Origin of the sequence: Ditibartonella apihabitans, from assembly GCF_002007485.1 — a bacterium.
In the GTDB taxonomy this organism is placed as follows: domain Bacteria; phylum Pseudomonadota; class Alphaproteobacteria; order Rhizobiales; family Rhizobiaceae; genus Bartonella; species Bartonella apihabitans.
The window spans coordinates 599336-621762 of record NZ_CP015820.1 but is presented as its reverse complement, the minus strand read 5'-3'; the positions used below and the strand labels follow the sequence as shown (position 1 = coordinate 621762).

The window sequence follows — 22427 nt, the reverse complement described above, 5'->3', positions numbered from 1 at the left end:
TCATAGGCGCTCACTTTCACGATTTTTCCGCAAGTGAAAACGATCATTGATATGACGGCGTTTTCTCCATGCTCCATCACGTGACATCAATTCTGTCAATATTCCTTCTCGCAAGCCACGGTCGGCAACGCGTAATCGTTCGGATGGCCATTCTTCTCTGATCACATCAAGAATGGCACAACCGGCGAGCACCAGATCGGCCCTATCGTGCCCGATACAGGGATTGGCAATCCGTTCTGCCAAATTCCATGAAAGCAAACGTTTGGTCATACGTTCAACATCGTCATTATTGAGCCAAATACCGTCGATGAGGCGACGGTCATATTTCGCTAGTTCCAGATGTATGCCTGCGAGAGTGGTTACCGTACCCGACGTACCCAATAAATGAAAATGCGGACTTTTTGCCAAGGCACCCAATTTGTCACGGCCTTTAAATCCCATGAGCAAATGGCGGACATAATTCTTCATATTTTCGAAATCGTTTTTTGTAACGTTTTCACCGCCAAAACGCTCGGCCAAAGTAATGACACCAACAGGCAACGATGTCCAGGCAATGATATGTTCTGCCAGACGCGGAGACCGTTTCTTTGAGCGGTCAATCAATACAATTTCTGATGAACCGCCGCCAATATCAAAAACCACAATGGCATCGGTATCCGCTTCGACCAATGTACCACATCCGGCAACAGCAAGACGCGCTTCGGTTTCCCGGTCGATGATTTCAAGATTGATACCGGCTTCTCTAGCCGCCCGTTCAATGAACCATTGGCCATTTTCCGCCGCGCGACATGCTTCTGTTGCAATGAGCCGACACCGTTTGATTGTTCTTTGATCAAGTTTCGAACGGCAAACTTTAAGCGCTTCTATGGCGCGTTCCATTGCATTCTCGTTAAGACGACCGGTACGAGAAAGCCCCTCCCCCAAACGTACAATCCGTGAAAATGCATCAACAACATGAAAATGGCCGGGTTTCGTAGGGGCAGCTATCAATAAACGGCAATTATTCGTTCCAAGATCAAGTGCTGCGTAAAGCGGCACCCTTTGCGCTGGTGGACGAGCCGAATTGTGATGTCTTCTCGTCTCTTCCTTGGAAGCACCCGAATGCGCACTCTTTAGAACAGTGTCGTTATCATGAGGTTTGGTAAGTATTGGCGTTTTGCGTGAACGTTTTTTCGTGCGATTGTTTTTTTCCGCTCCACTCTCCGATGTGCCTTCATGCAAAACGCGCAGCTTTCCCTTCTGGCGCCGTTTTGCGCGCTTTTTCTTAGACGGGGGAACAGCAAAAGACTCTGTTAAAGGCGGTTCGTTACCACCATTTTCGTGCCTTTCCGGGCGTTCGTGCAAACCTTTTGCATCATCTACGCCAAGCTTTCCCCGCTCCGACCCTTTGGAGTTGTCGATCAACGGAGTCATCATCTTCTTTCCTTAAAAGAGCCATGGGGACATTTCCTCGCAATGGACACTTCATTATCTTTCGTTGTTTCTAATGTAACAGCCTTGCCCGTTTTTACCAATAGCTTGAACCACGGTTCTTCATTTTTTTGGGCAGTTAGCCTAGAAAATCGGCGAATCTTTCGCGAGAGCTCATAAAAAGTTCGTCACATTCCGAAGCTCTTTCTGTTTGAATTCCGATCACTAACCGAAATGGAGAGGCAAAAATTATTTTCTGAAGTTTAGGCTTGTATCTTGAAATGGATATGCTAAAAGCCATCCTGTTCTCGCTTGAAGCAGAAATGCTGGGGAATAGTTTAACGGTAGAACTGCGGACTCTGACTCCGTCAGTCCTGGTTCGAATCCAGGTTCCCCAGCCAATATATCTCCTTGAAAAGATTATATAATTTACTTTCCGATTTTTTTATGGTGAAAAGGTTAGACACTTTTTTTTAACGTGGGGTAGACAATTTTTATGTCGCTCATTTACCTCTTGTTTGAATTGTCGAACCACTTTGCCAAGCTTTTATGACCGCTTTCACCGATTGATTTAATAGCGAGCCATAATGCTATCTTTTTAAAAGACTCAATGTTTTTTCGAAAGGCTTCCCGCTATCAGCCGGTTTTTTGCATTCATATCCGGATAAGCGGCAAATATTCCCATTTCGTCCGCATAATCATTTGCAATTATATAAAATTGAAATTTTTACAGAGAATATTGTCAGGGCCATTCGTGATAACAGAGTTCCCGTCTAAAACTTTACAGAGCTACCATTCTAGGCTTTTTCACCATGCCCCGTAGCTTGAGACCGGCCATTAAATTGTTGTTATTCTTCTACCAAACAGGCCATTCCAGACTCTAATGTTCGAAATATCAAAAAAACTGACAAAACGGGCAGAAAGCACGAGACTGTTACTCGTGCAATAATGGACGAGTTGTCGTATTTTATAATTGCCCCATTTTACTCGAATGATAAAAAAATGATCTAATCTTGCAGTCTGTCCAATTTGACCACACATTTAATCAGGCTAACGAATACAGGAATTTTATGATGACCCAAGATGATAAAAGCAAACACATAAAAGTCGTCGACGTCGAAAAAATCGATGAGCAGGATGACGAAAAAAACGGTCCTGTCGATACTGTCGATATTTTTGATGATGTTACAGGCGACGATAATGGTGTGTTTCGTCCCCGGAACAAGAAAGCTGAAGACATTGAAAACCCGTTAAGTGACGAGGATAGAGATGTCGTCGGGGAAAATCTCTTCACCAGCGAACCAGATAAAGGTGAACCCGACTGATCGGTTGGTTTTCATTAAGAACTTAGATGGACCAAAGGAATGGAGGTTTATTGCTGACCTCCCGTTCCTCATTTATTGCCGCATTCGTTATGCAAGGCGCGATGATTTATTCGCCAATTGTCCGTTATTCCGCCAATTATGTTCTATGTCATTTGTTTTCTATAATGACGATAGCCACGTTTTATTTAAAAATATAAAGACTTGAAACAATCTGTTCCTGACAGTGCAATCCCGACAGACATGTTCGGTTGTTTCCTTGCTGGTCATACAAGAATATTATTTGACCCGCTGTTTCTTGGGGGCGGCATTTCTATCAAGCGCTGAATGCCACACTGCTTTTTAACTTTTCAACCGCTTTGGTTTTAATAAACTTCCTGTTTTATTTTATAGATTTTTATAGAAAGAGTTTTGAAGTTATTTCATTTCTCGGGATATTTGATGATCGGGTAAAGGCTGATTTTCTGATGATAATGATTGAAGAATAGATAACATTTTATCGACAGCAGAATTTACATTTCCCGAGTTATCAATATAACAATATTTTGCTCCTTCAGGCAAATGGATAGGAATATTTGCTCTTTTAAGACGTTCCTCAATATCGGTTATTTTTTCTCTTTTACGACCTAAGAGACGTTCCTTCAAAATTCCAATTGGTGCATTGATTTCAATTACATAAACCTTTCCAAACAGTTCTTTTGCGTGCTCGAGCTCTGCTCGTGAGACATTGGCAATGACGATTTTCCCTTTATGAACCTCGTCAACAATCCCCATCGGTAAACCATAATGGATACCATGGGCAAACCATTGCAAGGAAAATGAAGCTTTTTCAGAAAGTTCTAAAAACTTTTCGAGCGAAACGCCTATATTATCTTCATTTCCAATATTATCTTCCTTTCCAATATTTCGCGATGTCTCAGCATGATCGTTAAAGCTGTTTACGCCAGCCTTTCGCGTAATCGTACGGCGAACAAAGAGAAATTCCGGATTATTTTTGAGAGCATGATGAACAGCGTTTATAATTGTGTCTTTTCCGGCACCACTCGGCCCGACAATAGCTACAAACCACCCCGGTTTTTTATTCGATAACAATTTAAATCATGCCAAATAGAGTTAATGAACCCGATTTTGTTTCTTCACAAAATCCTTTTCATTTTATAACCGGATGCGGAAAATTGCTATGTTTATAAAGTGGAATATGGGTAAATCGGAATTTTTCAGAAAAGAATATTAAACCTCGTTTTCAAGAAGAGAAAATAACTTTATATTCATAATATTTGCTTAAACAGGCCTTTGAGCGGACTTTATATCAATAGGCAAGCAAAATGAATAACCGCAATTTGACCGATAGGACAGTTTTCTGAATGACCATGTCTAGTTTCGTTTTGACCGTCATATGCCCCGCAAAAAGAGGAATTATTGCTGCAATTTCCACGTTTTTGGCAAAAAATACGTGCAATATTGTGAATAGCTCACAATTCGACGACCCCATTTCTAAAAAATTTTTCTGTCGTATCGGCTTTGACAGTGAAGGCGGTAAAGCTATTCATGATCTTGAAGATGCATTTCGGCCAATTGCCCAAGAATTTTCTATGAAAGCCAATTTTTTTGATACACGAGATCACATGAAGGTTCTCGTTATGGTGTCGAAATTCGGTCATTGTCTCAACGATTTACTCTATCGCTGGCGGATTGGTGCTTTGCCAATCAATATCGTCGGGGTCGTCTCCAACCATTTGGATTATCAAAAATTGGTCGTTAATAACGATCTACCATTTTACCACATCCCTGTCCACAAAGACCGCAAACAAGAATCCGAAGATAGATTATTCGAAATTATCTCCGAGACGGGAACCGAACTTGTTGTCTTGGCGCGCTATATGCAAATCCTGTCGGATCGGCTTTGTAAAGAAATGCCGGGACAAATTATCAATATTCATCATTCCTTTTTGCCCAGCTTCAAAGGCGCAAATCCTTACAAGCAGGCTTTCCAGCGTGGCGTAAAGATTATCGGAGCAACAGCCCATTACGTAACTGCCGATCTTGATGAAGGACCAATTATAGAGCAGGATATTGTGCGCGTGACACATGCTCAAAATGCTGACGATTATGTTGCTCTGGGACGCGATGTTGAAGCTCAGGTTCTCGCACGTGCTATCCATGCCCACATTCATCATCGTGTTTTTATCAACGACAACCGGACCGTCGTCTTTCCGGCGACACCGGGAAGTTATGCTTCTGAACGAATGGGGTGATCAATTTTTTCAATAAAATTGCTTGATTAAACTATTTACTTATACAATTTAAAAAAATACTTTTTAAGCGTAATTTCCAATTCTACGTTGATTTTTAAAAATAATATATTTTCATAATTATCTGATTAAAAAGATGTTTTATATTTCCATATCCGGTTTTTAAATAAAATTTTTAAGCTCCAGAATGAAAAGAACATTGTTAACAGCAAATCTGTTCTAACAAAAAAGCGTAACAAAACTTTTTTAAAGGTTTATCTCTTTCTTTATATTTTGTTTGATAAATCAAAAAATAACGAGAATTGTTGCATTTTCCGGATAAATAGAATACTATGCCATTAAGGCTTATGAGGAGCTCGAAACATAACAAGGAAAATCATGAAGATTGGGGCTTGTTAAGAGTTTTGGAGAGTAATTATGCAACCGGTTGATGCTACATCTGGCGCCCGTTCGTTGACGACAGTGCGAGTAGCGACGCCTTCTAACCAGACGGCTCGGACCGACTCGGTTGTCGAACAAATACCTATCGTAGAACCGAGGCCACATTATCCGATATCTGCAAGCGTCGCAGAAATAATGGCTCACATTACCGAGCTTATAAAAGAACAACAGACTGCTTCCGAAGAAGCTTTTCATCAAAAAAATCTTGATGAAGCGCGCGCTGAAATGGAAAAGCTTTTTGAAGCAGTCCAAGGACGATCTGATAATACTGTTGATGGAAAAGCGGATAATAATAATGGCTTGGATCCGCATGAGAAAGTCAACGGAATTAACAATGAAACATTGAAAGTTTCAGACAATATTACTGATAAAAGTACTTTGTCGGATAGTTCTTCTGATGCTGAAAATGCTGATGGGGTCGATGGTCGCAGTTCAGTTTCTGTCAATAGCGACAATATAACCAAGACCAGTCTGAAGACAGCAACAAAGACAAATTCCGATTTGCCGCCCTTGCCTTCTGACGGCAAAGATACTGGTAAAAAAGTTAATGCCGCCAAAGCTGTCAAGACACATCATGAAACTTCGTCCATAAAGACGGAGAAGGGTGCAACTATGCCGGCGGGAGATGCCAATATTGGCTCGCGGGAAAATATACAACGCGACACAAATGTCTTGGCAGCCAACAACGAGAAGGAAGATATCTGATCTTCCTGATTGAAGTGTTGTTAAATTAATCGAATGAATGTGGAAATAGCCCTCTATGGTTATTTCCATTTTTTGTTTTGAGGCAGATATGGATAAAGGGGTGAAAGATAATCATTTTCCCCTGCAAACAGTGTTTTTTGTGGTTGTCAGTTTGCCCGCTATTCAAGCGCCATTCATAGTCTTCGAGATAGAGATGAAAAATATTCTTCCGGATTGCTGTTAAAGCGATGCATATGCCGTTTTGCTGGTTACCCACTCGCTTCCATTGATGAGATTGCATTCAGGAGCAAAAACTTTCGGCTGTTAAATATGCCATGAAAAAATCCTCAAACAACTAATTCATCCTAAGTGGCAAAGTTTGCTTCTGTAAACAAAATGAAATCTGATTGAAGAACGGGTTTTGATCGACTGGAAAATAAACGCAAAAACGTTTCAGTCTAGTCATTCGGGATAGAAAAGGCTGAAGGCTATTCCATTGCGCTTTAATAGCTCGAAGAGAAGATTCATTTCACCTCCTCTACGTTCTCTTTTACCTTTCGCCACACCACTAAAAATAGCTTTTACCAAGTTCGATTTTACGGTTCATTAATTCGCGCTTTTCTTGTTCAAGCCTGACATTGGCCTTTGGCAGCACATAAAAATAACTAATGAACGGAAAGCAGCGTATTTTAATAGCCCGAAGAGAGGATTTGTTCCACCTCCCCCACGTTCTCCTCTTCCCCTATGCACACCACCGAATACAACTTTTACCAAGTTTGAATTTACGGCTCATCAATTCGCGCTTTTCTTGTTCAAGTTAAGCAGTAGCCTTTGGCAGCGCGTGAATATAATTTATGAAACGAAAGCGTTATCGCATTCCGGTTTAAGCATGCAAAAATGCCAGCCGAAAGCGCTGATGAGCGGAAAACACAATAAGTGATGCGTTTATTTAATTTTACTTTTCTATGCGGTTTTTGACGAGGCTAATGACAGGGCACCAAAAGCTTTTTCTCGCTATCAATGCCGGGCCATTTCTACTTAAAAGCTCGATTCAATTCGCCCGTAAATCAATTGCGTGAAAGAATAGATTTGCCCGCCGACAAAAGAAGCGGTCAATGCGAGAACAACGAAAATGACAACTATTTTAGGTATAAATGTCAATGTCATTTCCTGTATCTGGGTAAGAGCTTGAAAAAGAGCGATGATAATGCCTATTGCCATAGCAGCGCCAACGGCCGGACCGCTTGCTACCAAAACGGTCCAAATCGCAGCAGTTACCATATCGACGGCATCGGCTTCATTCATTCTCAAGCTCCCGCAACAAAACTCAAGCTTGTTTCGGTTGACTATTCATGACTGTAACACCCGGCCCGATAAGCAAGTCTTTTCCATTATCAAGTTTTGCGATCAAACCATCGCTATAAATTGTAACCGACTGGACAGTACCGGAAGTAACAACCCCTTTTTCGTCAGTAAACGAGAGATATTTGCCGACATAACCTTCAGCACGGGAAATTGGCCCATCAACCATAATGTTCTTGAGCGACTGTGCCATTGAATCAAGTTTGGTATTTGTCTGCTGTTGCTGCTCGACAGCCGAAAAACTTGCCAATTGTGAAACAAATTCGGTCGAATCCATTGGTTTGGTCGGATCCTGATTTTTCATCTGGGCAATAAGCAACTTGATAAAAGTATTATAATCTGCATTCGGCGTCTTGGTAGTTGTGCTGGTGCTTCCAGTGGTATTATTGGAAGAGGGTGTACTACTCGTACCAGAAGTTGAAGGCGTTGTTGATGTTGTCGAACTATTTGTATTTGCCGAAGCATTTGTATTTGTCTTCGACGTATTATCCTTGTCGGATGCAGCTTGCGTTTCCGAAGCGAAGTTGGATGTTGCTGCAGCGGACTTTCCGGCAGCCGCATTGGTTGCCGGAGTATATTTCATAAGGCTTGATGTATTGTTGTCTACAGCACTTATGGTCATGAACTTTCTCCTAACATCAGGCGGTTTTTTGTTCCTTTTCAACCGCAGGCTTTTTGCCCATTATGGTTGCTTCTCTATCGAACAATCCGCGGATGACTTTCAAAACGTCAAAAATCTTATCTTGTTCGGTCAAATCAATGCATTTGCGTAGACCTTCCAGAATGATCGGATCATCGTAAGTGCGGAGCATTTTGCCAAGCATTTCAATGAAAATCATTACTGTCTTGTCGGCTGTATCGGGATCGATCAGCATAACCTGTGCAGTGAAATAAAGCTGCTTTAATGGTGTGTTTGTATCTTCCGCTTGCATTACATGAGCTTCAAGAAGAAAGGTCGCATCATTCAAGAGCTCTAAAGTTACCTTCCGATCGGGGCGTAACACAGCGCCGTTCAGGTAAAACTTTTCATTTGGCCGTAATGTTATATGCATCGTCTTATCAGTCATTTTCACTTTTCTCCGGATTTGTAGCAAGACCGTCTCTGATGGATTCAGAGATTTCCACCAAAGCATCAAAGTCTGCTGTTTCCCCATTCTCCAATCTCTGGATTTCTTTCAAAATAAAGAAACCGATAGAAATCAGAGATGCCTTCAGTTCTGTCGGCAGTGCATTTTCCGCCAGCCCCAAGTCTTCAATTAAAATAATCCATAATTTACGTGTGAATGCTACCGCTTCATATGTCTCTCGTGTGCTTGGCCCGGCCTTCTGGGCAGCCCGCAGCATTTTTATACAACGATCGAACAAAATACTCTCGCGTTCGCGAGCGCCCATCTGATCGTCTTCCATTACATCTTCGTACCGCATCTGATACATCAAAATTCCCCAGATATCATATCCGTATTATTTAACCCAAAAGGATTAATTTAAATATAATTGGCCAATGTCATCTTACTGATACGAGCTGTCATAGTGTATGAAATTTGTAATACGTTCTGAAGCTGGATCATCTTTGCACTTGCTTCGGTTGGATCAGCACCAATCATGTCATTGCGTGTCTGGTTCAAAATACTGAGCTGTGCATTAATATGATTAGTGGCATTGGTGACGCGACTTTGCGAATTACCAAGATTGGACGCCGACGTAATAATCTCGTTAATAGCACTACCCGTCGATTTGTTGTCCGAAGAAGCCCGTGCGCGATCAGCAATTGCCCCCTGAGCGTTCGAAGATAACCCGATATTACCGAACTCGGCCACAAGAATCATATTTTTCATGGCCTGACGGAAGCCCGCATCATTGGCGCTTGCCGAAATATCAGCATTTTCACCGCTGGGCGAAATGCGTCTTGCGACTTCGCCATCTTTGGCACGTGAAAAATTTGTACCCCAACTCGGATCATCAAAAAGTTTACTGAATGGTCCATCAATGAAAGATTTCATGTCATCGGCAGAAATATTGGCCACCTGAGGGTCATCCACATTAAAGCCGAAATAATCTCTGAACGTATCCTGCACAATTTTACTTGTGCCGGTATTACTCCCCGCTCTATAATAATCGAACGGTGGCTGACTGGTATTGGTGCCGCCAAAGACATATTCACCATTATAGCTCGTATTCATTGCCGAGACAAAGGAGTCGAGTGCTGTTTGTGCAGCAGATTGCATAGTCGCCGGAGTTGCAGCAACATTGTCGCCCATCAGCGCTTTATTAAACTGTATAAGGCTACCACCGGGTTTATCCTTGCTGCTTGCTTCCACCAGACTTTGCAGTGCCGTTTGTGCCGAAGCCATACGTTGCGCTGCCAAATTGTTGCTATCTCTCAATCCTTGCAATGTTGAAATCTGATTTTCATTTTCAACAAAACGACCCGTCTGACGACCAAGTTTCAAGCCGGGATCCCTGATCCGTTGTGTTGCGGCCTCATAGCTTGCTTCATCAAGTTCTGACTGCGCTTGCGAGACAATCGAGCGTTGTGAATTATTCAATACATAAGTAGAAATCGGGTTAATTTTCATTTCACACCTATCTTACCGCACTCATCAAGTCATCCAACATTTTGCCGACTGTCGTTATTATACGCGCAGTTGCTGAATAAGTCTGCTCTAATTGAAGCATTAGAGCCATTTCATCATCAGTATTTACACCGGTTTCATTAGACAAAGCTTCGCCCGCACGGCTGAACATTGTGCTTTTATATTCGTTATCCGAAGTTGCGGACTTGCGTACGCCTTCCATCCATGACAAAGATTGCTTGGTGTAAGACGCGATGCTTTGAGTATTATCAAGCCCTGTATCATTAGCGAAATTACGCGGCTTATCGAGATTGTCGACCAGTTTCTGAAGATCTTTACCGAGCTTTTCCGGACCACCGTCAACCGTATTGCTATCAAATTCCGGATTAACACTAATTCTACCCGCCGTTCCGGTAACGTTAGTTTCGTCACCACCCTCGAATAGAGCGGGAGGTCCTTTAAAAATATCGGTCAGTGCATTTGCTATTTCATCAAGTTGTTTTTGATATTGCGGCGCTATATCATCACGAACCTTCAACAAACCACCAAGCTTGCCAGACCCATTAGGAGAATTGAAAGCATCATGCGAAAGAGGAACGCCATCAACAAGGACAGGGTTACCCGCTTTTCCTGCCACTAATGGTGCGCTTGGAGAATATGAAACCTGACGCGGTACCTTGTCATAAAGCGTGCTGTCATCCATCCCGTAGATCGACATTGTCCCGTCGGGATGAGTAACAGTGGTTATACCAATTTCCTGAGACAGTTCCTTAAGAATTGCATCGCGTTGATCCATATAGGCATAGCCATCGCGCCCCGACCCTTTTTCATTGACAATTTCTTTCTCGACTTGCTGAAATTGCTTTAAAAGATCATTGATGTGATCGACAGAATCCTTGATTTCACTATCGGTATCGGTGCGTAATTTATCAATTGCCTTGGAACCGGCATTCAAACTGTTGGCAAGATCTTTTGCCTTGTCAATGGCAGCGTCACCGGCTGTTCTTTGACTTGGATTATTGGCGTAGAACTGCAAAGCTTTTTTAAAATCATCAAGCAAACGCGACGGAGAATTTTCAAAGTCGTTTGTACCATAGATGTTCGAGAGCTGTGTTGCACCGTCATTTATAGCCGCAGCCGCTGCCGATTGACTCGACTTGAGAAGGTAGTTTCCAAGAAGTTCGGGATTGTCATCCCGAATAAGCTTGGAACTCACCATGCCATTGGCGCCAGATAGGACATGGGTAGTGCGATGAGTATAGTTTGTGTCACGCGCACTACCAATATTCTGGGATACAACACTCATCTGTCCAGACGATGTCTTGAGTGAATTTCTTGCTGTAGAAAGTGCTGTACCTAGTGTCATTTTAGCCTTCTTTTATCTCATGTAATCGGCAGTCGAGCCGGTTTCAAGTAAGGTTAGTCCTATCGTTTCAAATTGACAATAACATCCATTACTTCCGAACCCGTCTGGAACACTTTCGAGTTCGCAGTATAATTGCGCTGTGCTTCGATCATGTCTGTCAATTCATCACCGATATCGGCATTTGACTCTTCCAACATACCGCTTCTTAAAACGCCGAATGTACCTTCACCCGGATGTCCGAATGTCTGACCACCGGCTTCCGGTACGGCCTGGAACACTGTTCCGGTAAGAGGAATAAGCGAATCAGGCGCTGTCACTGTGGAAAGACCAACGGTACCGATTGTTCTTACCTGACTGTTACTATAGCTGACCTGTATTTCGCCGTTAGTACCAAAACTGAAGCCTTTATAGGTCCCTGGTGCATAACCGTCAGATTCCGCATCGAATGTGAAGTTGGCACCAATCTGCGTTAAACTCGTTTTCCCGTCTTTATCGGGATTATAGAGATCGATGGCTACAGGAAAAGTCGTTGTAGTTGTCGTCCCATCAGCGTTAACTTGTTTATTCACGTTCGGTACTAAAATAGTCAATTTGTGATCAAGTGTAATTGGATTGTTATCTTTATCCTTCATACCGGTCAAATTGCCTTTGTTATCGAAAGAAAATGTTACAGGATTAGCAACATTAATCGGATTATTCGGATCAGTCCTATCTTGGGACGTCAAGGGGTTATCGCCAACATAGGTCCACATTTCCCATGTGTTATCTGCTGTTTTTGTAAAATAAAAATCTACATCAACGGCTGTTCCCTGTTCGTCATAAACCGTCTTAGATTTTTTAAAATGATAGGATTTTTCGTCATTCGGATCAAAGTTCACCGGCGGCGTGCCTGTACGGTTAATTGCTTTTTTATCCGATTGAAGATTTGCTGTTAAATCGATATTTTCGGTCACTTTACCTTGCATCAATTCACCCGCGCCACCTTTAATTATGACGCGTTTGCCGGTTTCATCCAGCAGATAAAATCCTGCTGCATTTTGTAGATAACCTTGACCGTTTCTCTGGAAAGAACCGGCACGGGTCAGATATTCGGTTCCGGCTTCATCTTGCACACGGAAAAAGCCGTTGCCTTCAAGCATAATATCGCCTGGCTTTCCCGTTCCACGCCCTGCACCCTGCATTGAAATATCATGGCGAACCGTTGTCGTGACACCACCGGACTGATAAGCGTTACGCGTTGATGGCATAACCAGATCGGAAAACTGGGTATCCGTCCGCTTGTAACCTGCCGTACTAACGTTAGCGACGTTATCTGCAACGCCTGTAAGTCTGTTTGCCTGTGCGTTCATTCCTGCAACGCCGGTACGCATCATACCGTAAATACCCATTGTTATCTCCTTAAGTTGAGAACCATAGTTGCACCATAGAGGCGCTTCCTTGTGCGAAGCTGGCGTTGTCACAGTTTACGAAGGAAAAATGGTCACCCAAGAAGACAGTTGACAGCATTCAAAACTGTTTTTTCCAAAACATATTTACGGACTTAGCTTTCAAGGCCAAAGTAAAAATAACGAATATATGTCGGTATGATTGGCTGCGAAACTTTCCCTATTGAGCTTTGATCAAGGTAACATACCCCAAGAAAAACTATGATCAGAGCCCTTTCTATAATGAAGATAAATCCGGTATTTTTCAAAAAAAGCTGTTTTCAAAAGATAAAAAAAAGCCTGCAAAAAATGCAGGCTTCAAGAAATCGTATGGAGTTACGAAATGATTAATCAATATTCAAGCTATAACCGAGGAACCGTTTTGAATCAATAACATCGGTTCCAAGTTTGGCTTTCAGTTTTTTACGCAATTTGCTGATGTGACTTTCAACGACATTTTCTTCTACTTCAGCATCAAACACGCCATATATCGCATTGAAAATCTGTGTTTTGTTAACACGACGGCCATGATTGGCTACAAGATATTCAAGAATGCGACGTTCGCGACGGGGAAGAACAAAATCGACACCATTGATTTTCGGGTCACGACCGTCATTGAACACGCTGATCGGCCCAAGAACAACGGCAGCATCCGATTGGCGGATTTCGCCACCCATGCGACGGCGTATTGCTGCAACACGAGCCAATATTTCACGAACATGAATAGGTTTGCGCAATACATCGTCAATTCCGGCCTGAAACAGTGCCAGTGTCTGTTCAAGCGAATTGGTTTCTGTGACGGCCAATACAGGAGCATCACAATGAGCGCGAATTTTCTTTGGCAGCTCGATGCGATCTTTGCAATCACCAAGAAGAATCGCTTCGACTGCTGACATTTCCGATTTAGGGGCGGTTTCTACCCAATCATCAAAATCGGCAGATGATAAACCTGTTGCCGAGATCCCTTCCCGTGCGAACAAGGCAGAATAACCATCAGTCACCAGCTTGCGTTCGTCTACAACTATTATCATGTTCCTATTCCTATGAACTTCCTCACTAAGTCCTAAAACTCAAGAACTTATCCTTAATGAGGACTTTTCTTTAAGATATCTTTCGCGGCAGAAATTACAAGTTGTTTTTAACTTTTTCTGCCAAGAATCCGCCATACTTTCCCAAAAATAGACGATTTTTTTAATAAATTCTTATTTCAAACCGTCATTTTTCGTATGAAAATCATTGATTTTCAAACAGTTAGTCACATGCCAGCACGTTAACTATAAAATTTAACCATGCTTATTAAAACGTCACCTACAGTTCTCCACGACAAAACTGGCGCGAAGCTTGCGTCCATTTACCGAACCCGGAAGCGATCATATTGGCGATGACCTGACAGACATATCGTTTTTGTGCCGGATTATTATTCGGGCCGGCATGGTAACGTGCCACTGCCATGGTCCAGCTACCTTCCCGTTCCTTCAGTTCTTTAAGGAAACGCGCGGCATAATCTACGTTGAGATGTGGCTGGAACATTGCCGCCACAGATGGAAAACGCTCTCCGTGATAATAGTGGTTAATTTGCATGCAACCAACGTCAATGAGTTTCGCTCCGCGACGTTTTGCCTCGTAAAAAATCTTCAGAGCCTGCGACTCACTTTGTGCAAATACTGCTTTTCCATCAATATTGAGCGCATAAGGCTGGAGTGAGTCTTTGTTGCCTGTTTCAGTCAATCCAACGGCATACAATATACCGAGCGGAATATCGTAACGTTTGGATGCTTCAATCATTTCTCCTTCACAGGCATTGCCTGCAGAAGCCTCGAAAACAACTGTCAGACTAGACCACCAGACGGCGAGGATCGCGACGAGTATTTTCGACACGTACATCTTCTTCCTGCAAAGGCGTGTCAGTGAAAGGAAACTCGCTAAATGTTTGCCTTGAAGCATTATGTCCACCTTGACCTTGCTGACCTGCAGACTGCCGCTGACCATTAAAATTCTGACCACTATTATCCTGAGAGTTGGATTGGCCGGAATTGGCTGATTGTCCTTGCTGGACAGTTTGTGAACTTTTATCAACAATCATGATTGACAGCTGGCCATTATCACTGACCCCCGACTTTTCCAGAGCTTTATGCAGAGCATGATTATCGGCTGCAAGGAGGCGTGCCGTTTCCTGACGTTCGGCATGAATTTCAATCTGGAGACCATCATTTGTTTTGCGCAACCTTGCTTCGACCATACCAAGATTTTCAGGATTCAACTGTATGCGCAATACACGCATATCCCCGACCTGTTTGTTTTCGGTGACTTCAACGCCGGCAATACGGCCGAGTACATTCTGGTTTTCGGCCCTCGCAGTGTTGGTTGCAATTTTATCTCCGATATTCAATGTTTGACCGGCCTGCATTTTATCTGCCGCGTCGTCGAAATTTAATTGTTGCGAATTATTGGATAGCTGGCTTGCAATGTCTTGCGTGCGTTTGGCGTTACTTTGTTTGCGGCCCGATATAGTATTACCGGACTTGTCATCAGCGGTTTTGAAGTCGTTGGCATTCTTGTCGCCAAGTGGTGCGTTTTCATCTTCCAACGTAAGACCGGATTTGCCCACAAAATCATCATCTGCCACCGAAACGTTATTGTTATCAGAAGGTTCGGCATTTCCATTATGTGCGCCAGCTACTTTACCGGTTCCCGCAGTTGCAAGGACACCGGTCTCTAATGCGGCATTGGCTTTAACAGTTTCGTTCGTCTCTAAAGCCGGAGCCGAAGCGTCGCGAGTATTTTTCGAAGCAGCATCGCCAGCCTTATCAGAAGAACCTGCAATCCCGATATTGACATCTATCTGATGCTTGCCGTCATTGTTTTTATCACCATTCAAAGAGTCACCGTTTTTGACACTATTATCCGGATTGACGGTAGAATGGTTCAATGTCGGCAACGGGCCGAATGCCACTTTGACATTATTTTCGTTACCATCTTCCTCACCGTCGGCATCGACTGTTTTTCCATCCTTCGGCTTGAGCGAATGCGGTTTATTCGGGGAGTCTGTCCCGACTGTCAAAGCCAGATTGTCGTCTGCCCCTTCTGTCGAACCGGGTTTGGCACCATTTTTTTCGTTCGATGCCAAATTTTTATGTGTATCCAACTGTTCGAGAATGTCATGAACAGATGAAGCCGACTGATCATTCAACTCGTCATGACCATCAGGAACCGAGGGCTTGGCATTTTCCTTATTCTTGTCACTTTCATCACGGACTTTATTTTTGTCAGAAGCGTTCGTTTGCGCAGATTGGTCAGAATGCGTTTTATTGTTTAGAGCTTTGTCAACAGCAGCCTTGTCGCTTGCAATCTTGTCGTTTATAATCTTGTCGTTCGCAGCCTTATCCGCAAAGGCTTTATCCGAATTTGACTTGGCCGATTGGCGGTCTGCTTCTCTTGAAGAGCCGAGCTTGTCGTTTGCAATCTTATTGTTTGCAGCCTTGTCGTTTAAAATCTTGTCATTTGCAGACTTATCCGCAAAGGCTTTGTCCGAATTTGACTTTGCCGATTGGCGGTCTGCTTCTCTTGAAGAGCCGGACTTGTTATTGTCTCCAGCCTTATTCAAGACGTCACCGAAGCTGTCGTGTGACGACTGTGGGATTTGCTGGGACTTTTTATTATCAGTCCTGATTTGATTGAAGTTTGTATTAATGCTCGTAAATTCCCCCGATATTACCATCATTTTTTCTCCAATAATTTGTCTACATCATCTATTTTCTTTTGTGTCTGCTGCATAAATTGATCAATTTCGCCTGAAATCTTTTGTTCGTCTTTTTTCCCCGAAGTGGTATTTGTTGGCGTCGGTAAAGGCTCATTTGTTTTCGTACCGACCTGATCAACAGGCACGCCCACCGCTTCTTTCAGTGCCGATTGATCGTCATCTTCTTCATCATTATCAGTTTGCTTTGGCAAAATACTTGTATCAAGAACAACACCTTTTGCTACAGCCTGTGCAGCCATCAGCAATGGCCGGTCTTTTTCCGGCAATTCGTTCACGGAAATTGTTTTCAACATTGCTCCGGCATCTTCTGCCGCTGTCGAACCTACCGAACTTGCTGCATAATAAAGACGCGCCGACGCGTCCGAGACATTCAGGCTGTGGGCAATATCAATTGCCTTTTCAGCTCCGAAATGGGCGCGTGCCATACGCGCATCTATCAAAGCGGTACGGCTAATCTTCAAATAGATAACCAACTGGATTGTTTTAGGAGCAAAATTAACAAACTCGGTTAATTGTTGATCATCAAGACGATTATCCAGCGAAGGTAAAGTTGTCGCAAAATCACGCCAGAATTCATTTGCATAGGGAGATCTTGAGAAACGTGTAACATAATTTCTGGTAAGAAGCCGTAAAAGCTTGATATCTCCGGTCATGGAAGCAACTTTGATCTGGCGCCTTATCGCTGCTTCTTCAAACAATGAACCGGGTGCTGCCAATCTTACCCAGTTGAGACGTTCGGATGCTTTTTCCGGACTCGCCTCGGCCATATCGGCAACAGTGCTTAAAGTAATGGAAAGTAACAATGCCGCAGGAATTTCTGAATCATCTTCCGGCAAATCGTCAAAAGCTTTTAGAAATCTATTTTTTTTGTGGTGGGCATAGGCACGGGCACCATCAATATAATTCTTCGGAATAATCCCGTCCGGTGCATTCTTGAGAATAGTTTCTACGACATCGGGGTTTCCACCATTAAATAGATAGGTCAATGCTGCAAAAATATTTTGCGCATTTTCCCAGGTCGATGGATCCTCTTTTAAAAATTTTTGTCCGATATCGGCAAGAACACGCGGCTGCATTTGCAACGCACCGGGCTGTCCGCTGGCAATGTCATCCTGCAGGCTTTCCAGAGAGCGGATAAGTTGAACCGGTCCCAAAGAAGATTCGGCAAGCTGGGCTTGTAGCGGAGTCGATGTCAGGAGTGGCAATACCACACCGGCAAGACATATCATTTTAAAGAAACGATTTGTCATTGTTTCTTCTCCACTTTAGTTGCGTCATCTGCCTTATCCGTATTGGCTTCGCCGCCTTTCCCTTCCGTTCCACTTTGTGGCAAGCGCATGAATATTTCTATGCGCCGGTTTTCTGCCGCATAAGGATCAGCTTTGTTTTTCAATTGACGATCTGCGTAGCCCTCAACGCGGAGAATACGTTTTTCATCAAGCCCGCCACGCACCAGCATGTAATAAGCCATTTGGGCACGCGAACTTGATAACTGCCAGTTGTCATAAGTGGCATTTCTATAAGGGCGGGAATCTGTATGGCCTGCAATAATAACATCGCCTTTTTTATCTTGCAGAATTTTTGCAACGCCGGCCAAAAGATCGACCACTTTCTTATCCGGTTTCGCAGAACCGACAGAAAACATTCCGTAATGCGCCTGATCCATCAATTCAATAGCGACGCCATCCTTGACCGAGACAACCCGAACCATCGGTTGTTGCGTACTTTTCGTATCCTTGATCAGTTTGCTCAACTCGCCCGAAATTTCACGAACAACCTGCGGCAATGATTTATCCTTGGCAGCGTCTTGCGGTGTTTCGGCCTTGCTGAAATTGACTTGCGGTTCGGCTACCTGCGCCGAATCGCCGCTTGTTTCCCCTGTCTGCTCATTTTTATTTGTCTCCGTCTGTTGCTGACCGTTCTTTTGAGCTTCGGCATTTTCAGCATTTTCAGGCTTGTTCTCATTGGAAGACTGATCTTTCGGTGTTTGCTGGGTTTCCTGAGCAGCCTGTACCGGCTTACCTTCATTTCCGGGAACAGTGGGTTCGCTAGCCGCTTGTTGCGGTATTGCAACTCCAGGCTGGCTCGGCTGATTTGGATCACGCCCACCCGAGTTCTGACTTGGACCTCCATCGGTCTCGGCTATTTCATGCGAAGCATTTTTGGTCCAGTAATCCGGTGAAAATGGATCGCGATAAGCTGTTCCTTCGCTTGCTCCTTTTTGTGAGCCGCCTTCGGCATTTCCACCTGCCCCATCCCCTTGAGAGCCTTCTGCTGCCGATTTTTGTGCTATCTTGTCGAGCTCTTCATAAGGCTCGCTCATCATTTTTTGCTGGTCGGCACTGGATTGGTCGTCACTGCTTTCCTTGGCACCGGGTTCGCCGTGGGCTTCATTGCCCGATTTCTGGTCATTGTCGCCCACCGCATCATTGTCCTGAATGCCTTTCGGATTGGTACGACGGTCAACCAGTTTGATAGGATTGAAATAGCTCGCGACGGCTGCTTTGGTTTCTTCATTTGCAGCATTGATCAGCCACATAACCAGAAAGAATGCCATCATCGATGTCATAAAATCGGCATAGGCAACTTCCCAGGCGCCGCCATGGTGCTCGCCCTCGCCCTGTCCACCGCGACGGACTATAATAATTTCATTGTGTTCTTCGGGCTCGTCGGAGTTCATTGTACCAGCCCCTTCAATTCTTTCATGACCGGTTCAAGACGCGTCGCAATAACCTGATCTCCAAGCTCGAGCCGGATATCGGAAGAGTCTGTCGGCTTTAAAACAAATTTCGTCTTATTAAAATCAGGACGCTTTTCCAAAGCCTTCAACAGGTCGCTGTTACCTTCAATGACAAGTGGCTGTTTCGCCGACAAAGCTTCCCGGGCAATGCGTTTGGCAAAATCGGCAAGAGCATCGTCATGCATTTTTTCGCCAATAAAGACTGCCAGAATTTTTGCGACATCTTTACTGATATCTTCAACTATTTTATCAAGGCCGTTCTTTAAATTTTCATCAAGATTGGCGGCAACTTCCGCTATTGTCTTGTCTTTAAGTTCACTCATAGCCTTTTCATGTTCTTGTATGAGTGCGTCTTTTTCCCGAGCAAATCGGGTTTCAAGCTCGGTCTTGGTTTTCTCTACAGCTTCGTCAATTGCTTGTTGCCTGAGTTCTTCCGCATTGACTTTGGTTTGAGCTACCAGAGATGCTTCGTCAAAATCATCTTCCGGCTTGCTTTCCGCCTGATGGAAATCGACCATCGGATCGGCTTCTTCAACCGTTGCTTCCTCGTGAAACGGAACCTCCGCATCCATTGGTAAAACTTCAACTTCGGTGTCAGGAATTTGGCGTGGTGCAAAGTCGCTCAAAAAATGGGAAAGCGTAGTCGCTTTCTTATTTTCCATTTTTGTATCGCTGTTATCCATTACACTCATCGTCTTTCACCAGAGTATCTTTTTATCAAGCTGCTTGTGCAGGCGTTCCTTTATTATTATCTTCCTGTACCCATTCACGTAAGACATTTGCAAAACGGTCTTCATCCATAGAAATCATCTGATCAAGCCGATTTTGCGGCGGAACACGCATACGGTTGCGTAAATCTTGTAGGCCATCTTCATCCGGTATCATATTACCATCAAACCCTTCATTTTTGCTAGCCTCATTCGGCAAAGCAGGCATATTCTCGGGGCCTGCCAATGCACTTTCGTTACTGCCGGCAAGAGCAAGCTGATTGCCATGCATTTCCCGCATAAGCGGACGTACACCTAAGAACATGATAAGCAAAACCGCAATGACAAGGGCTGCTCCATTGACCAGACCCGATGTATATTTCGAAATAGATTGCCAGATCGGTGTTGCAACAGGTTGCATATTTTCATCGTCATTTGCGACAAAATCGACAGCCGTTACATTGATTATATCACCACGGTCAGGATCGAGCCCCGAAGCTGTAGCCACCATCTGGCGTATACGGTTGACCTGATCATCAACATAGTTGGCCGGTGCGGGAGCTTCTTTGTCGCTTGGTTTCAAGCGTGACCGGTCGATAACAACAGCAACAGCAAGCTTTTTGACGTTGAAACCGTCGCTGACTGTAGAAATTGTTTTCGAGTTGATTTCGTAATTGGTTGTTTCTTCACGGCGGTCCTTTTTATCGGAAGAGTTTTCACCCGAGCCGCCTCCGATTTCTTCTTGCGGAATGTTCTGTTCAACACCGACAGCGCCGTTATTACGATTGTTCTGGGAGTCGCCCTGATCCCGAACACTGCGGACCGAACGGGCAACCTGAGAATCCGGATTATAAATCGTTTCATTCGTCTGGCGGCGGTCGGTATCCAATGCAACCTGAACGCTGGTCTGGAAGTGATCCATGCCGAGGTAAGGAGCCAATTGTTTGCGAATATTTTCGTCAATCTGGGCAGCAACCTGACGTTCAAGAGATGCCATCATGACAGGAGCGCCATTCATGGCATCTGTCCCTGAAGCCAACAATTTGCCACTGGTATCGAGCACCGTAACCGAACTTGCTTCCAAGGACGGAATGGCTGCCGCTACCAACTGGCGAATAGATTGTGCCGACTCGGTAGCAAAATTGCCATCAGTGCGGATAACAACAGAAGCAGAAGGTTTCTGATTGGCACGACGGAAAGAGCCTTTATCGGGTAAAACAATGTGGACACGTGCAGCCTTTACGCCTTGAACAGCCTGAATTGTGCGAGCAATTTCGCCTTCCAGAGCACGTTGACGGGTGATTTCCTGCATGAAGGAAGTAAGGCCAAGCGAACCCATATTATCAAAAAGTTCGTAGCCGGCATTGTTGGATGTCGGCAGACCTTTTTCAGCCAAAAACATACGTGCTTTTTCAGCCTGTCCAACCGGCACCTGAACGGATGTTCCATCAGAAGAAACGTCGAAAGCAATGCCTGCTTCACCCAAAGCCATGCCCATACGGTTCACATCATCCCGTGTTAGTCCGACATAGAGTGTCTCATAAGTCGGGCGGGTGAGATAAAAGCTTGAAAACAGAATCGTTCCGAATAATGCAACTCCGACCAGACCTAGCGCAATCAGGCGTTTGGCGCCCAATTTGCCAAGAGCCGAGCCAATTGAAGAAAACAGAGCCAGTATTCTATCCATCTATCTTTACCGTATTTATTGGGCAAAAACCCGTTGGTTTTCGTTAAAGATATAGCCTTCAAAAGCTGATATATCCCTAACTTTACTTTGCACAATAAAAGCTGAAGCTTGCGCGAGGGTGATCAATCCGGCAAGGTTCAAGCGCCAATTTTTCGAAAGCGACTTTATGGTTAATATTATTGTCTCTGTCCGATTGACGTGATACCCACAACGTGTCAACCTTGTTGACCTGTGTAAAACAGCTATCAATAAAAGTGTAAACAATGCCGCAACTGTAATGTTGTTTCGTCGGGGGATGGTTAATTGTTGCAAATAAAAAGGATAATCGATGTACCGTTTATTTTTCACAGCAATTTTGTGTTTGCCGCTTGTTGCCTGTGGCGGCTCGAAAAAGACCTGTAGTTCAACAGCCGTGTTGGACGCTCTTCACGACAAATTGGTCATTGGGATGAACTATGAAATCGGAGTTGACGACTATTATAATGGGCAGAAGGCAAAAATTACTTTGACCGACCCGCGTACTATTGGCCCGAGTGGTGACGTTATTCGTTGTTCTGTAGCAATGAAATTGACCCACTATGTCGACCCTAAAACGAATGTACGCTATCCACAACCCGTGGAAAAAACTGTTTCTATGCCTTACAGTTTTAAAAGTGTCGATGCGATGATTACTCAAATCAATGTTGCACAATAATTCAG

Annotated in this window: 20 protein-coding genes and 1 tRNA gene; 5 read left to right on the top strand and 16 right to left on the bottom strand. The window is 43.9% G+C overall.

Annotated elements, in window-relative coordinates:
* The gene (locus tag BBC0178_RS02810; RefSeq protein ID WP_078040320.1) at positions 1-1413 is read right to left on the bottom strand and encodes a Ppx/GppA phosphatase family protein; all 1413 of its coding nucleotides are present in this window, start codon (positions 1411-1413) and stop codon (positions 1-3) included.
* A 324-nt stretch (positions 1414-1737) separates the two neighbouring features.
* On the opposite strand from BBC0178_RS02810, the gene BBC0178_RS02805 reads away from it, so the two are divergent.
* Together BBC0178_RS02805 and BBC0178_RS02800 are read left to right on the top strand one after the other, a co-directional pair.
* Positions 1738-1811 (top strand) — tRNA-Gln (locus tag BBC0178_RS02805).
* A gap of 669 nt (positions 1812-2480) precedes the next feature.
* The gene (locus BBC0178_RS02800; RefSeq protein WP_149867409.1) at positions 2481-2735 is read left to right on the top strand and encodes a hypothetical protein; all 255 of its coding nucleotides are present in this window, start codon (positions 2481-2483) and stop codon (positions 2733-2735) included.
* A gap of 414 nt (positions 2736-3149) precedes the next feature.
* Here BBC0178_RS02800 and BBC0178_RS02795 read toward each other — a convergent pair whose 3' ends face one another.
* A complete protein-coding gene (locus tag BBC0178_RS02795; protein WP_078039131.1) occupies positions 3150-3824 on the bottom strand; it encodes a hypothetical protein in 675 nt (224 codons plus the stop codon).
* Positions 3825-4102: 278 nt separating this feature from the next.
* On the opposite strand from BBC0178_RS02795, the gene purU reads away from it, so the two are divergent.
* Together purU and BBC0178_RS02785 are read left to right on the top strand one after the other, a co-directional pair.
* The gene (gene purU, locus BBC0178_RS02790) at positions 4103-4987 is read left to right on the top strand and encodes a formyltetrahydrofolate deformylase (RefSeq protein WP_078040319.1); all 885 of its coding nucleotides are present in this window, start codon (positions 4103-4105) and stop codon (positions 4985-4987) included.
* Between the two features lie 414 nt (positions 4988-5401).
* Complete coding sequence (locus BBC0178_RS02785; protein ID WP_078039130.1) at positions 5402-6130, top strand: hypothetical protein; 729 nt, start codon at positions 5402-5404, stop codon at positions 6128-6130.
* A 1017-nt stretch (positions 6131-7147) separates the two neighbouring features.
* Here BBC0178_RS02785 and fliQ read toward each other — a convergent pair.
* The 14 genes from fliQ to fliF all read right to left on the bottom strand — a co-directional run bounded on the left by fliQ (position 7148) and on the right by fliF (position 21728).
* The gene (fliQ, locus tag BBC0178_RS02780) at positions 7148-7414 is read right to left on the bottom strand and encodes a flagellar biosynthesis protein FliQ (RefSeq protein ID WP_078039129.1); all 267 of its coding nucleotides are present in this window, start codon (positions 7412-7414) and stop codon (positions 7148-7150) included.
* A 22-nt stretch (positions 7415-7436) separates the two neighbouring features.
* Entirely contained in the window at positions 7437-8093 is a 657-nt protein-coding gene (gene flgD / locus BBC0178_RS02775) for a flagellar hook assembly protein FlgD (protein ID WP_257787876.1), read from the bottom strand.
* 16 nt (positions 8094-8109) lie between these two features.
* The gene (gene flbT, locus BBC0178_RS02770; protein WP_417852113.1) at positions 8110-8544 is read right to left on the bottom strand and encodes a flagellar biosynthesis repressor FlbT; all 435 of its coding nucleotides are present in this window, start codon (positions 8542-8544) and stop codon (positions 8110-8112) included.
* Positions 8531-8905, bottom strand: coding sequence for a flagellar biosynthesis regulator FlaF (gene flaF, locus BBC0178_RS02765; protein WP_077970539.1), 375 nt, complete (start codon positions 8903-8905; stop codon positions 8531-8533). The genes flbT and flaF overlap by 14 nt, the downstream gene beginning before the upstream one ends.
* A gap of 50 nt (positions 8906-8955) precedes the next feature.
* A complete protein-coding gene (locus tag BBC0178_RS02760; protein ID WP_077970538.1) occupies positions 8956-10047 on the bottom strand; it encodes a flagellar hook-associated family protein in 1092 nt (363 codons plus the stop codon).
* A gap of 7 nt (positions 10048-10054) precedes the next feature.
* Positions 10055-11410 carry a flagellar hook-associated protein FlgK gene (flgK, locus tag BBC0178_RS02755; RefSeq protein WP_078039128.1) on the bottom strand — a complete coding sequence of 452 codons (1356 nt, stop codon included), beginning with the start codon at positions 11408-11410 and terminating at the stop codon, positions 10055-10057.
* Between the two features lie 59 nt (positions 11411-11469).
* Positions 11470-12798 carry a flagellar hook protein FlgE gene (locus tag BBC0178_RS02750; RefSeq protein ID WP_078039127.1) on the bottom strand — a complete coding sequence of 443 codons (1329 nt, stop codon included), beginning with the start codon at positions 12796-12798 and terminating at the stop codon, positions 11470-11472.
* Positions 12799-13181: 383 nt separating this feature from the next.
* A complete protein-coding gene (locus BBC0178_RS02745) occupies positions 13182-13865 on the bottom strand; it encodes a response regulator transcription factor (protein WP_077970533.1) in 684 nt (227 codons plus the stop codon).
* Between the two features lie 277 nt (positions 13866-14142).
* Positions 14143-14718: a transglycosylase SLT domain-containing protein gene (locus BBC0178_RS02740; RefSeq protein ID WP_078039126.1), complete on the bottom strand. Its 576-nt coding sequence runs from the start codon at positions 14716-14718 to the stop codon at positions 14143-14145.
* Positions 14669-16438, bottom strand: coding sequence for a flagellar hook-length control protein FliK (locus BBC0178_RS02735; protein ID WP_188317761.1), 1770 nt, complete (start codon positions 16436-16438; stop codon positions 14669-14671). The genes BBC0178_RS02740 and BBC0178_RS02735 overlap by 50 nt, the downstream gene beginning before the upstream one ends.
* Before the next feature lie 113 nt (positions 16439-16551).
* Complete coding sequence (locus BBC0178_RS02730; protein WP_078039124.1) at positions 16552-17844, bottom strand: hypothetical protein; 1293 nt, start codon at positions 17842-17844, stop codon at positions 16552-16554.
* On the bottom strand, positions 17841-19274 hold the full coding sequence (locus tag BBC0178_RS02725; RefSeq protein ID WP_078039123.1) for a MotB family protein: 1434 nt from the start codon (positions 19272-19274) through the stop codon (positions 17841-17843). Before BBC0178_RS02725 ends, BBC0178_RS02730 begins: the two co-directional genes overlap by 4 nt.
* Entirely contained in the window at positions 19271-20026 is a 756-nt protein-coding gene (locus BBC0178_RS02720; protein ID WP_149867408.1) for a hypothetical protein, read from the bottom strand. Before BBC0178_RS02720 ends, BBC0178_RS02725 begins: the two co-directional genes overlap by 4 nt.
* A gap of 25 nt (positions 20027-20051) precedes the next feature.
* Positions 20052-21728, bottom strand: coding sequence for a flagellar basal-body MS-ring/collar protein FliF (fliF, locus tag BBC0178_RS02715; RefSeq protein ID WP_077970524.1), 1677 nt, complete (start codon positions 21726-21728; stop codon positions 20052-20054).
* Between the two features lie 328 nt (positions 21729-22056).
* Here fliF and BBC0178_RS02710 point away from each other — a divergent pair, with 328 nt between their 5' ends.
* Positions 22057-22422: a hypothetical protein gene (locus tag BBC0178_RS02710; protein WP_077970523.1), complete on the top strand. Its 366-nt coding sequence runs from the start codon at positions 22057-22059 to the stop codon at positions 22420-22422.
* Positions 22423-22427: the final 5 nt, after the last annotated feature.

Excerpts from the sequence above, each read along its gene's own strand:
- BBC0178_RS02810 (WP_078040320.1), bottom strand. The coding sequence starts at position 1,413 with ATGACTCCGTTGATCGACAACTCCAAAGGGTCGGAGCGGGGAAAGCTT.
- BBC0178_RS02800 (WP_149867409.1), top strand. The coding sequence starts at position 2,481 with ATGATGACCCAAGATGATAAAAGCAAACACATAAAAGTCGTCGACGTC.
- purU (WP_078040319.1), top strand. The coding sequence starts at position 4,103 with ATGTCTAGTTTCGTTTTGACCGTCATATGCCCCGCAAAAAGAGGAATT.
- BBC0178_RS02785 (WP_078039130.1), top strand. The coding sequence starts at position 5,402 with ATGCAACCGGTTGATGCTACATCTGGCGCCCGTTCGTTGACGACAGTG.
- fliQ (WP_078039129.1), bottom strand. The coding sequence starts at position 7,414 with ATGAATGAAGCCGATGCCGTCGATATGGTAACTGCTGCGATTTGGACC.
- flgD (WP_257787876.1), bottom strand. The coding sequence starts at position 8,093 with ATGACCATAAGTGCTGTAGACAACAATACATCAAGCCTTATGAAATAT.
- flaF (WP_077970539.1), bottom strand. The coding sequence starts at position 8,905 with ATGTATCAGATGCGGTACGAAGATGTAATGGAAGACGATCAGATGGGC.
- BBC0178_RS02760 (WP_077970538.1), bottom strand. The coding sequence starts at position 10,047 with ATGAAAATTAACCCGATTTCTACTTATGTATTGAATAATTCACAACGC.
- flgK (WP_078039128.1), bottom strand. The coding sequence starts at position 11,410 with ATGACACTAGGTACAGCACTTTCTACAGCAAGAAATTCACTCAAGACA.
- BBC0178_RS02750 (WP_078039127.1), bottom strand. The coding sequence starts at position 12,798 with ATGGGTATTTACGGTATGATGCGTACCGGCGTTGCAGGAATGAACGCA.
- BBC0178_RS02745 (WP_077970533.1), bottom strand. The coding sequence starts at position 13,865 with ATGATAATAGTTGTAGACGAACGCAAGCTGGTGACTGATGGTTATTCT.
- BBC0178_RS02740 (WP_078039126.1), bottom strand. The coding sequence starts at position 14,718 with ATGTACGTGTCGAAAATACTCGTCGCGATCCTCGCCGTCTGGTGGTCT.
- BBC0178_RS02730 (WP_078039124.1), bottom strand. The coding sequence starts at position 17,844 with ATGACAAATCGTTTCTTTAAAATGATATGTCTTGCCGGTGTGGTATTG.
- BBC0178_RS02725 (WP_078039123.1), bottom strand. The coding sequence starts at position 19,274 with ATGAACTCCGACGAGCCCGAAGAACACAATGAAATTATTATAGTCCGT.
- BBC0178_RS02720 (WP_149867408.1), bottom strand. The coding sequence starts at position 20,026 with ATGAGTGTAATGGATAACAGCGATACAAAAATGGAAAATAAGAAAGCG.
- fliF (WP_077970524.1), bottom strand. The coding sequence starts at position 21,728 with ATGGATAGAATACTGGCTCTGTTTTCTTCAATTGGCTCGGCTCTTGGC.
- BBC0178_RS02710 (WP_077970523.1), top strand. The coding sequence starts at position 22,057 with ATGTACCGTTTATTTTTCACAGCAATTTTGTGTTTGCCGCTTGTTGCC.